A 12,157-nucleotide genomic window follows, 5' to 3' on the forward strand; every position below is an offset into this window, starting at 1 on the left:
ATGTCTTGCTTTTTTATGGGTAAATAATAAGTGTTTTACGCAACTATTAAGCAGTAAATTCTAAGCAATAAAAAGCGCTTGTACCTTACGTTGTACAAGCGCTAGTATCTATTATAGAAGTCACATTCATATAGTTGAGTTCAAACAATTTCGATACAAGGAAGCCGAGTGCAAACTATATATTAGTATGTTTAGCGAGGATGACAATGTAGCGGACTTGTATGGGTTTGACTATACTCTAAACATCGCAGCGTTCGGTGTTAATCCAACATAGGCCATGCCTGCTTGGTTCATCCAATGAGGCTGCACAATGCCGTGTTGCAAAATCGCATGAATGTCTCTATGGGCTCTTTCTATTTTATGTTGCTTATATAGTGAAGCAGTGCCAGCAACTGCATAGATTTCAGACACCATCGCTCGAGCTTCTCTGGCAGCCTCACATGATGCCGCCCAGACATCCGCAAGTTGCACATCGGTAAAGATGTTCTGTTGCTGTGATTCATTCCACAATGTCTCGACGCTATTGTGTAACTGTAAGCGCTTAGATACTAATAGGGTTTTACTCTTTGCGATGGCAGATTGTACGGTTGCACGGTCGCGTAGATCTGGATTCTTACCAGGCGTGACTCTCTTAAGACACATATCAATCAAGTCGTCCATTGCCGCGTTTAATACACCTAGAGACATGGCAGCGCAACCTGCTGCATTGATACAACCAATAGGTAGGCGACTATAAGCATTATCGATGGCGACAGGGCTATCGAACCCAACAGCATAAGCTTCTTTTACAAAGGCATCTTTGATGACTATGTCGTGACTGCCTGTGCCATTTAATCCGCCAACATTCCACGTATCAATGACTTCTACTTCTGTCTTTGGAATAAAAAACAGTTTTAGATTTGCTCTTGGCCCCAAAGTGGTTGGAGAGCCTTCTGAAACCACCAAACAGCGCAGCACAAACCAATCAGCCAATTCACATCCGGATACTAGTGTCCAGCGACCAGATACCATATAACCATTATCAACCACTGTGGCAACGCCCTCGGGGCGGGCTGAGTTGGCATAAACGTGGGAGGGGTCGTTGTATATCTCTTTCATACTAGACTCGTCTAAAAACCTACCAAACGTACACGCTAAATGGTTATTCCAAACGATCCAAGCCACTGAAGCTTCAGCACTGGCTAAGGTCTCATATACTTTCAAGGTTTCTACAGGATTGCCTTCCCATCCCCCCAGTGATTTTGGCAACCCCATTCTAAACAATGCAAATTCTGAAAGCTGCTTGACCACGGTCGGTGCAATTTTTCTAGCGGCTTCCGTGTCTTCTCTAGCGGATACAGCTAATGGAAAAATCTCAGTAGCTGCGTCAGAAGGTAGAAGGTCTGTCTTGTTTAGCGAAGTGTTATCGTCCATTATCCCCAACCTTTTATAATTGATAAAACAGTGTAATTATTTATAATCAATGAATTTTAATTAATTCTATATTTGATATATAAAGTATTTTATCAAAAATATCCAACAGTTGCTCACTATATAATCAATAATTTGCATATATGTCATATTGTATTGAAAGATGAATGATTAGAAGGGATGTAACGATATTGGCTAGTAATCTTTAGCGACTTATTGAGACTTTGGTGCATCAGATTGCTGCATAGGTTCCGCGTCTGCAAAGGCTTTTAGCGTGCGGCAATGCGCATCAATTTCTATAATATTGGGATAAGCGCTGAGCTCTACTTTAAAGCGTCGAGCAGAAGCGACTTGCGGAATGAGATAGCAGTCTGCAAACGTAGGGCTGTCACCGTAGCAAAATTTTCCACGAGTTTTATCTTTTGCTAGTATTTTTTCCAAAGTGGTAAAACCTTCAGTTATCCAGCGACTGCACCATGCAATGACATCTTCCTCGTCTACCGAAAGCTCATTACGTAAATATTGTAAGATACGGCGGTTATTAAGGGGATGGATGTCACAGCCAATCATAGCGCTAATGGCACGTACTTGCATGCGTCCAGACGCATTTTTAGGCAATAGGGGGTTTTCAGGATAAATATCCTCTAACCATTCCAAGATAGCTGGGCTTTGATATAGTAATAAATCGTCGGCTTGTAAGACAGGCACCAATCCCTGTGGATTGAGTAATTTAAATGCGCTTTCTAATTGCTCGTCTTGCGCCAAGTTGACCGCGATGTAGTCATAATCCAAGCCTTTTAAGTTCATCGCAATACGAGTACGGTAAGAGGTGCTACTACGAAAGTAGCCATAGAGTGCCATCATTATGAATTCCCTTTTATTATGGTATGTTGTGAGTGAAATAAGCGGTTATAATTCGTTATAGCATTCTTATTTAATGCAATTAATATAAGTATCTTGATATTAAGTCTTTATTTCAATGATGTTTATTTGAATTAATCTAACAAATCATTAATCGAGCAAGCCATGCCAGCAGCTGAAACCCTTATAGACAAACCTGCTACCACCAATAAAAACCAAGGTGGGGTACAGTCACTTGAGATTGGGCTGTCGATACTAGATGTGCTTATCGACCGCAATGAACCTATGATGCTAAAAGACATCGCTGAAGCCATGCAAATGCATCCAGCAAAGTGTCACCGGTATATGGTTAGCCTCATCCGCAAAAATTACGCTCGGCAGCTAAACGATGGGCGCTATGGACTAGGTATTCGAGTCAATGCACTTAGTCATAACGGGGTTAGTTCAAATAACATCTTGGAGCGACTGACTCATGCAGCCAATGAGATAAAAGATATCCTCAACTGCGGGGTGCAAATTGCCAAATGGTTTAGTGAAGGCCCCATCATTATTCAATCTGTTGAGCCAGACAGTCCAATCAGTATTATTACTCGCATCGGTTCACGTATGCCACTGACGACGTCGGCGACAGGTCAGCTGTTTGCCAGTTATCAAACTGAAGAGATTATCCAACCATTGGTTATGGCTGAATGGCATGCAAGCGATGAAGCCATTAAAGTAGAGCAGTGGCGGAATTTTACCCAACTACAAGCAAAAATTCGTACCCATGGCTATGCAACTGTCACGGGTGATATGGTGATAGGTATTAATGCCATTACCATTCCTATTATCGTACCTCAGCTGACAGGTAATATCGCCAGTCAGTCTACGGTTACTGCTGAGTCAGCTACTCAGAGCTTGCCATTAGAGTATGCCATTACGGTCATTGGAACCACAGAGCAGTTACCGATGAGCGAGCAACATAACGTGGTTAAGAAAATACTAGCGATAGCACAGCGTTATCAACTAGCATAGCCAGTATTTTGTGCTATAAGCTAACTGGCTATCGCATCAAAAGATTTATTTTCGAACATCATCTAATAATGTTCGTCATCTACACCATACAGGCGTTACTGGCCGCTTTTGCTTTTTCGTATACGTTGTCAGCATCTAGACCAGTCGCATTTACCTCATCAAGGTAATGTTGAGAGCCTTCCATTAATGGACCTCTCCATGCTGGGTCATTGAGTGGATCAGGGATGTCAATCATAATATCGCCTTTTGCTTTGGCGGCGGCCATCGCTTTGGCATTGCTGACGTCAAATACTTTAGAGATATGCGCTGCCAGCTCTGCTCCTGAATTGTCATCAATTACTTGTTTGAGGTCATCAGGCAAGCTGTTATATGTATCTTTATTCATACTGATCACAAAGGTGGAATTATAAAAAGGGATGTTGGTGTGCGTATTGATTAACTCGTCAAGGCGAAATGCTTGAATAGGTTGCCAAGTAAAGCTGAGCCCATCAATGACACCGCGCTGAAGAGAGGTATAAGTATCACTGGCAGGCATGCCGACAGGTGCAGCACCAGTTGCTTCGATAATGTGGCTAGCAACCGCAGAAGGCTGGCGAATACGTAGACCTTTCATATCGGCTGGCGTGCGAATCGGCTTATCAACTGTATGAAGCGCACCTTGACCAGTCCCTATCAAAGCGAGCAAATGAGTGTCTTCGTATTCATCTTTAATGACACCTTCATCATATAGCTTATGAAGTATACAGCTCTGCTGCTGTGCAGTATTTGTGATGCCTGGCAACTCTACGATTTGAGTCAAAGGGAATCGTCCTGCTGTATATCCTTGCGCTTGCATACCAATATCCACACTGCCTTTCGCTGTAGCATCATAAGTAGACCCTGGTTTGCTGAGCGTCGCAGAAGGGTATATCTCAACCTTTAATCGGCCTCTTGAATCCGCTTCAATTTTCTTTGCCCATGGTTCTAACGCTTCGGTGTTTATATTGTCAGTGGCAGTCATAAAATGCGAGAAGCGCAGTGTAGTCACTTCACCTGTATCCGTAGATGTGCTGACCGATTGGTCGTTATTGGAGCAGCCAGTCATCGCAATCGAGGCAGCTAAGAGTATTCCTAAGGGTGCTTTTACTTTCATCATAGAATCCTTTCATGATGGTTAGATATCGTGTACTATCTTTTGTTACGTAGGGTGTGTCACTAATCATCACTTTTAAGCTTAAAGCGATAATTAATTAGTCATATGAAAAAAGAGAGCAAACAGAATGATAGGGCAGTTACTCACCGACAGGCGCGATTTCTCTTGCTTCAGCCAACTCTTCACTGTGCAAAAACTGCGTATGTGCTGGCGCGCGTTTGGTACGAGACCACTCATCTAGCATGTCTTGCTTGATGGCGTCTGTAATCATCGATACTTTGTCTTCTGAGGTTGGGTCATCATAGGTCAACTCAAGACGATGCCCATTGGGATCAAAGAAGTAAATAGAGTGAAAAATACCGTGATTGGTCACGCCAATGACGTCAATGCCACCTTGTTCTAAATGCTCTTTGGCAATCAGTAGCTCATTACGGTCTTTGACCTTTAACGCCAAATGCTGCACCCAATTTGGGGTGTTTGGATCAAAGCCCATCTCAGGTTGATTGGGTACTTCAAAGAAAGCCAATACATTGCCACTACCAGCATTCAAGAAGACATGCATATAAGGGTCAAAGGCTTTGGTTGAAGGCACATGGTCTTCTGCGAATGCTAAGATGAAATCCATGTTTAGGTGTTCTTGATACCATTCAACGGTTTCTTTGGCATCTTTGCAGCGATAAGCCACATGATGAATTTTTTCAATGGTAAAGCTCATATCAAACTCCTTTTGATAGGGCGTATCGTTAATATCAATAGACAAACTGCCAGTGCTTATAGACGGTATGTCATTATTTTCTGACAGTTTGAATCTACTTTTACGCCTTTTATATATACGGTTGCTATTTGTCAAAATCGAAGCTAAGCGCTGGTAATACTTTGCCGCGCACTTCACCAAATCCAACACGAATGCCATCTTTTTCGCTATAGCCTTTCATGATGACTGTGTCACCATCTTCGATAAAGCTGCGCGTCTCGCCGCCTTTTAGCGTGACTGGTTTGGTAGCGTTCCAAGCAATCTCTAGCATCGAGCCATAAGAGTCAGGCGTTGGCCCTGAAATCGTGCCTGAGCCCATCATGTCGCCGACTTCAACTTTGCAGCCAGTGATGGTGTGGTGGGTGAGCTGCTGTACCATTGACCAATACATATATTTAAAATTGGTCTCGCAAATGACCGTCGCTATTTCTGCATCTTGAGGCAGGAGCTCAACTGACAGATGGATGTCAAAACTGTTATCGCTCGATTTTTCATTTAAATAAGCAAGGGGCTTGGGTTCTTGTGCTGGACAAGCTGTTTTAAACGGTGCCAATGCATCCATCGTGACAATCCAAGGGGAAACCTCAGAGGCAAAGGTCTTGGCATTGAATGGGCCTAAAGGCACGTATTCCCATTTTTGGATATCTCGTGCCGACCAGTCGTTGAGCAGCACCATGCCAAAAATATGATCAGAGGCCTCATCTACGGCGATTGGTTGACCGATATGATTGCCTTTACCAACGACAAATGCAGTTTCCAACTCAAAATCAAGACGCTTACAGGCAGAAAATATAGGACGGTCATCAGGGTTGGGCTTTAATTGACCGGATGGACGTACGATATCCGTCCCGCTAACGATAACGGTGCTGGCACGTCCGTTATAACCAACTGGCATTTCGGTCCAGTTAGGCAGTAGGGCATTGTTTGGGTCACGGAACATCGTACCGACGTTAGTGGCATGCTCTTTAGAAGAGTAAAAGTCTGTAAAGCCTGGCACTCGAACAGGCAGGTGCATGGTGACATCCGCTTGTTTAAACAGCGCCTTTTTCTGTAAGTCCGCATTGTCACGTAAGGTATCATTGTCGTTAGATAGTAGCGTTTGAATGGTTTGACGTGCCTTAGTCCAGTTGTCTCGACCAGAATCAATAAAAGCATTTAGCGTAGATTGATCAAAATAAGGACCACCTTCCAAACTTAACAAGCCTTCTGTCTCTAGTACAGACAAATCAAGCACGTACTCACCGATGGCAACGCCTGCACGGCGCTTGTTATTATCAGCAGCGTTTTCGGTATCGCTAAAAATGCCATAAGGAATATTGTGAATAGAAAAGTCAGAATCAGCGGCGATATTGATAAATGAGGTGAGAGTATTGTCAATCGTTGACATGGGTTTGCTCCTTGCTAATATAAATTATGAATTACGTTATAATTAACTACTTACGTATAATGTAATTTATTGATATATCGATTGCAAGTTTTTTGTGCAATGTCTTCCGTAAAAAGCTTCTTTGAACAGTTATTACCGTTGTTTTGACTACATGGTTTTGACTAGGGCAGGCCCTAAATACTGCACACAAAAAAAGGCTGAGCAATCGCTCAGCCTTTTTATTGATATCTGTTCTTTACTAGGTTACGTTTTTAATGCGTGATTAAATTAGTCTTTTAAGACTTCAACCATTGCATTGGCAACATAATCGATATTGCTGCTGTTCAAGCCCGCAACACACATACGTGAGTTAGATACCATGTAGATACCAAACTTGGTTTGTAGCTGTTCGACTTGCTCAGGAGTGAGGCCAGTAAAGCTGAACATACCGTTTTGATCGGTCAAGTAATCAAAGCTACGACCAGGTATTTTAGCTTCTAATACTGACTTTAGCTTGGTACGCATAGATTTGATACGGTCACGCATCGCGTAAACTTCACCAACCCATTGCTCATGTAACACTTCGTCGTTCATCACGATATCGACGACACGGCCACCATGTGATGGTGGGCTTGAGTAAATGCGGCGTACAGTCGCATTTAGCTGACCGAAGACGCGTTTGGCTTCATCTGCTGTTGGGCAAACGACAGATAGACCGCCGACACGCTCGCCGTATAGCGATAAGTTTTTAGAGAATGAGTTGCTCACAAACAGTGGTAGACCCATATCTACGGCTTTACGAATAGCATAAGCATCGCTGTCCATGTCTTCGCCAAAACCTTGGTAAGCAATGTCCATGAATGGAATCAATTCACGAGCTTGGATGACGTTTAGCACGGTATCCCACTGCTCACGGGTCAGGTCCATACCGGTTGGGTTGTGGCAGCAAGGGTGTAACAAGATGACGTCGTTCTTGTTCAATGTTTCAAAAAACGCAATCATCTCGTCAAATTTGATGCTGCTGGTTGTTTTGTCGTAGTACGGATATTTACCGACTTCAACATCAGAGCCTTCAAAGATAGCAATGTGGTTGCCCCACGTTGGATCACTCACGTAGCACTTGGCTTGTGGAAACCATTGATGCATGAACTCTGCGCCTACTTTCAACGCACCAGAACCGCCGATAGTCGCGATGGTCGCAACCAAATCGTCTTTTAAGATTTGAGCGTCCTTACCAAACAGCAATTCCTGACAGCCTTTACGGTGTCCTGGTAAGCCAGCCATCGGTAAGTATGGACGAGGAGATACTGGGTCTGCAATACGCTGCTCAGCGATTTTTACACACTCGAGTACTGGCAGTTTGCCATCCTCATCATAATAGACGCCCACGCCTAAATTTACTTTATCTGGGTTGTTGTCTGCTGCAAACTTGTCCATCAATCCTAGGATTGGATCACCCGCATAATAATCGATACGTTCAAACATTTTTTTTCCTTACAAGAGATATAAATTGAGGCGTTAAAAAGAATAGAGCAAATTGGCCGTTAACTCAATATCAGATTCAGTTATTCTGGTGAATTTATAAAATAATTAACGAAGGAATGCCCTCAACTCAATCGATGGCCAGCTAAATGAGTTAAAAATGGTCAAATCTTGTCAAACAGCATCAAATAGCCAGTCATCATTTAGATATCATCTGCACTATCTTATCATCTGCCGCCTTACCTTGCTCATTTTCTGAGTCGCCCAACAATACTCAAATACGCTGTAAATCGTTAAAGTGGCTCGAAAAATACGTTTGCAAAAACATCTTAAATGCGATGGTTGCTGGTGACAAAGCACGAGACGCCCGCTGATAGATAAAGAACTGACGCATTCTAACAGGCTGTGCCAGTGGCCGCATCTGTAACCCGTTGGCACTTACCCAGTCGATAACCTCAGGCATGTAGGGCAGGCACAGTGTAATACCAAATCCTTGACGGGTCATCTCAAGCGCCGTGGACATAAAATTGACTTTATAGCGCGCTTGCTGGATATGAGTGGTGATACGCTCATCCAGTTCCGCGGTCACTTGCTTTATAAATGGCCCTTGCAGCGTGATGAGTGGTATGTCTAATAAATCCTGCCATGTAATCTCGGTTTTTTGTGCCAATGCATGGCTATCTGGCATCACCACGCAAAATGGCAACTGATATAACAAATCAGCCCTGATGTCATCCTCCGTCTCCGTAAAGTCAAGCTCGGTACCGACTCCTAAATCTACTTCGATATCTTGGATATGTCTGAGTAAGTTCTCTGCAGAGCAATCCACTAACGACACGCTAATCTCTGGATGCTTTTTGGTAAACTGAGCGATGACTGCTGGCATAGAGGAAGCTGCGAACTGGGAAACGGCCAGTCGCACTTGACCTTGCGCTAAGTTGGTCAAGCTACTCGCTTCATTTTCAAACAGTTGCATCTCATTCAAGATGCGCCGTGCTTGTGGCAATAGATGCCGTCCGACTGCGGACAGAGATAGCTGGCGGGTCGTACGGTCGAATAACACGATACCGAGGCTAGATTCTAATTCTTTGATCAAACCACTAACGGCAGATTGGGTCAAATGCATCTGATCGCTGGCCCGAGTGAAACTGCCGTTGTCAGCGACTTGGATAAATGCGGTGAGTTGGCGAATGCTGATATTCATAAGTAAACCTGATAAATAAATCATAAAAAACAATTAGTCTTATAAATAAAGCTAATCTAATATAAATACAACGTCAACAATAAAGATTGATTACCAATCGTTTTATGGACTTTTACTACTAACCGACTTTTTACCACCAATTGAAATTAAGGATGATTACAATGGCAGATTTATTTGAAAACCCAATGGGACTAAATGGGTTTGATTTTGTTGAATTCGCCTCGCCTAAACCAGACGCTGTCGATGCATTATTTAAACAGCTTGGCTTTGCACATGTGGCCAATCACCGTTCAAAAGATGTGGCACTCTACCGTCAAGGTGACATCAATCTTATCCTAAATCGTGAACCAAAAAGCCAAGCCAGTTACTTTGTTGAAGAACATGGCGCTGGTGCTTGCAGCATGGGCTTTCGGGTACAAGATTCCAAAAAAGCCTACGAGCGTGCTATCGAGATGGGCGCGCAGCCAGTAGAGGTACCAACTGGTGTGATGGAGCTGAGATTGCCAGCAATTAAGGGCATCGGCGGCTCATTGATTTATTTGATTGACCGTTATAAAGATGGTGAGTCTATCTATGACGTCGATTTTGAGTTTTTTGCAGAGGTTGACAGACGTCCTGTCGGATATGGCTTCAAAGTCATCGATCATTTAACCCATAACGTTTACCGTGGTCGTATGGCCTATTGGGCCAACTTCTATGAGCGCATCTTTAATTTCCGTGAGATTCGCTACTTTGATATCAAAGGCGAGTACACGGGATTGACCAGTAAAGCCATGACCGCACCTGATGGCAAAATCCGTATTCCGTTAAATGAAGAAGCCAAGCAGGGCGGTGGACAAATCGAAGAATACTTGATGCATTTCAATGGCGAGGGTATTCAGCACATTGCTCTGGCCAGTGATGATTTGTTTGCCAGTATCGATAAGCTAAAAGCGGCTGGTATTCCACTCATGACCGCACCAAACGCTGCTTACTATGACATGTTGAGCGAGCGCTTACCAAACCATGGTGAAAATGTGGCTGAATTGCAAATGCGCGGTATCTTATTAGACGGGACAACGGAAGGCGGTGCACCGCGTCTACTGCTACAGATTTTCTCTGAAACCATCTTAGGTAGCCCAGTATTCTTCGAGTTCATCCAACGTAAAGGTGATTATGCAGACGGCTTTGGTGAAGGTAACTTTAAAGCCTTGTTTGAGTCGATAGAACGCGATCAAGTACGTCGCGGCACGGTTGGTCAGCCAGAGACTGAAACACCATAAAACCATTCCACACTCAAAAAATTCAACAACTGGACAAGACAAAAGGAGTTTTGCTTGTCCTCAAGTACTCTTCAATAAGTACGTTACCTAAAAGCACGAGTGCAAATATCACAAGTGTAAAGGTAATGTACGGATTGCGATAAAAGGAATACAGGCATGGAACGCCTATCACATATAGATCCTCTCAATACAGCCATTGGTACCCATAGCGTTGCGACTAATAAGCAAAGCGACGATGCGCCCAATCGTCCTAACGCGACGAACAAAAAACAGCCGTATATCTCGCACCAGCCAGATAATAATGGTCATATTCACTACAGTGATGATGAGCATGCGATGTGGCAAGCGTTGCTAGCACGTCAAGCTCAGCATATACCCAATCGTGCTTGTCCTGCATATCTAGAGGGTTTGAACAAATTAAACCTACCGACCACACGTATTCCTCAGCTACGAGATATTGACGAGGTATTACAAGCCACTACAGGTTGGCAGACAGCTGCTGTGCCTGCGCTCATCAGCTTTGGTAAGTTTTTTAAACTGTTGGCAAATAAATCCTTTCCGGTCGCAACCTTTATCCGTCGATTGGATGATATGGACTATATCGAAGAGCCTGATATCTTTCATGAAATCGTTGGGCATTGTCCACTGTTTACCCACCCTGCATTTGCGACATTTAACGAGATGTATGGCAAGCTAGGTCTTAATGCCAGTAAAGAAGAAAGGTGGTTTTTGGCACGGCTCTACTGGTTTACCATCGAGTTTGGATTGGTTGGCAGTCGCGTGGAAAATCGTCGAATCTATGGCGGTGGCATCTTAAGCTCACCCTCTGAAACGCTCTATGCGCTTAGAGGGCATTCTGATCAGCAAGGTGAAAGCCCACATCAAGTAGAGCGTCAACCAGAGCATCGTGCGTTTGATTTACTCGACGTACTCCGCACCCCTTATCGTATCGATCATATTCAACCGGTTTACTATGTGATTGATGATTTGGATACGCTATTTGATATCGTCGATAGCGATATCATGGGAGTGGTCAAAAAAGCCATGTCAATGGGTCTGTTTGAGCCAAGTTATCCTATAAAAAATGCCTGATTGATTATGGCGTTAAGGATAGCTTTTGTACGATATAACATGCAGTAGTGAAGTATAAGCGTCAACATGGACGTACATTTCTTAATTAATATAAAAGGACATAATAATGACTACATTATCACAAGACAGTTGCGAAGCCTGCCGTATCGGCGCGCCGAAAGTCGACGATGCTGAGGCGCGTGAGCTGTTACAGCAGATTCCTAGTTGGTCGCTGATTGAAGTAGAGGGTATCAAGCAATTACAACGTCAATATAAATTCAAAAACTTCGTCACAGCAATGGCATTTGCCAATCAGTTGGCAGACATCGCTGAAGCAGAGGGGCATCATCCGGGCATGTTGGTAGAGTGGGGCAAGGTGACCGTCACTTGGTGGTCGCATAGTATCAAAGGTCTACATCGCAATGATTTTGTCATGGCGGCTAAGACCGATCGCTTACTAGATTGAGCGTAAAGCGACTCGTCAATTCGAAAACTAAATTTAACTGGCAACATAAGGATGTGTGATGCCTCCAAGAATCCTCACCCATATCACCTCTCAGCAAGCCTTCATCATATCAGCAATCGTCATCGCCATCATGGG

General features: G+C 43.7%; 11 protein-coding genes. 4 read left to right on the top strand and 7 right to left on the bottom strand.

The features are described from left to right. Positions 1-231 precede the first annotated feature (231 nt). Positions 232-1,413, bottom strand: coding sequence for an acyl-CoA dehydrogenase family protein (locus tag IPZ60_RS09745; RefSeq protein WP_194197594.1), 1,182 nt, complete (start codon positions 1,411-1,413; stop codon positions 232-234). A gap of 210 nt (positions 1,414-1,623) precedes the next feature. Next, positions 1,624-2,271 (bottom strand): maleylacetoacetate isomerase, encoded by a 648-nt coding sequence (gene maiA, locus IPZ60_RS09750; RefSeq protein ID WP_265087460.1) that lies wholly within the window; start codon positions 2,269-2,271, stop codon positions 1,624-1,626. 165 nt (positions 2,272-2,436) lie between these two features. Between maiA and IPZ60_RS09755 the strand changes: the two genes are divergently transcribed. Continuing rightward, positions 2,437-3,285, top strand: coding sequence for an IclR family transcriptional regulator (locus tag IPZ60_RS09755; RefSeq protein WP_194197596.1), 849 nt, complete (start codon positions 2,437-2,439; stop codon positions 3,283-3,285). A 79-nt stretch (positions 3,286-3,364) separates the two neighbouring features. Here the strand turns inward: IPZ60_RS09755 and IPZ60_RS09760 are convergent, their stop codons facing one another. The 5 genes from IPZ60_RS09760 to IPZ60_RS09780 all read right to left on the bottom strand — a co-directional run bounded on the left by IPZ60_RS09760 (position 3,365) and on the right by IPZ60_RS09780 (position 9,223). Continuing rightward, positions 3,365-4,417: a TRAP transporter substrate-binding protein gene (locus tag IPZ60_RS09760; protein WP_194197624.1), complete on the bottom strand. Its 1,053-nt coding sequence runs from the start codon at positions 4,415-4,417 to the stop codon at positions 3,365-3,367. A 139-nt stretch (positions 4,418-4,556) separates the two neighbouring features. Next, complete coding sequence (locus IPZ60_RS09765; RefSeq protein ID WP_194197597.1) at positions 4,557-5,132, bottom strand: VOC family protein; 576 nt, start codon at positions 5,130-5,132, stop codon at positions 4,557-4,559. A 124-nt stretch (positions 5,133-5,256) separates the two neighbouring features. Next, entirely contained in the window at positions 5,257-6,558 is a 1,302-nt protein-coding gene (gene fahA / locus IPZ60_RS09770) for a fumarylacetoacetase (protein WP_194197598.1), read from the bottom strand. Positions 6,559-6,825: 267 nt separating this feature from the next. After that, on the bottom strand, positions 6,826-8,022 hold the full coding sequence (locus tag IPZ60_RS09775; RefSeq protein ID WP_110922861.1) for an amino acid aminotransferase: 1,197 nt from the start codon (positions 8,020-8,022) through the stop codon (positions 6,826-6,828). Positions 8,023-8,293: 271 nt separating this feature from the next. Further along, positions 8,294-9,223 (bottom strand): LysR family transcriptional regulator, encoded by a 930-nt coding sequence (locus IPZ60_RS09780; protein ID WP_194197599.1) that lies wholly within the window; start codon positions 9,221-9,223, stop codon positions 8,294-8,296. 161 nt (positions 9,224-9,384) lie between these two features. On the opposite strand from IPZ60_RS09780, the gene hppD reads away from it, so the two are divergent. The 3 genes from hppD to IPZ60_RS09795 all read left to right on the top strand — a co-directional run bounded on the left by hppD (position 9,385) and on the right by IPZ60_RS09795 (position 12,022). After that, positions 9,385-10,485, top strand: a complete 1,101-nt coding sequence (gene hppD / locus IPZ60_RS09785) for a 4-hydroxyphenylpyruvate dioxygenase (protein WP_194197600.1) — start codon at positions 9,385-9,387, stop codon at positions 10,483-10,485. Between the two features lie 156 nt (positions 10,486-10,641). Next, complete coding sequence (phhA, locus tag IPZ60_RS09790) at positions 10,642-11,577, top strand: phenylalanine 4-monooxygenase (RefSeq protein WP_194197601.1); 936 nt, start codon at positions 10,642-10,644, stop codon at positions 11,575-11,577. Between the two features lie 106 nt (positions 11,578-11,683). Further along, on the top strand, positions 11,684-12,022 hold the full coding sequence (locus IPZ60_RS09795) for a 4a-hydroxytetrahydrobiopterin dehydratase (protein WP_194197602.1): 339 nt from the start codon (positions 11,684-11,686) through the stop codon (positions 12,020-12,022). Positions 12,023-12,157 lie beyond the last annotated feature (135 nt).

Source organism: Psychrobacter sp. NG25 (genome assembly GCF_015234355.1).
In the GTDB taxonomy this organism is placed as follows: Bacteria; Pseudomonadota; Gammaproteobacteria; order Pseudomonadales; family Moraxellaceae; genus Psychrobacter.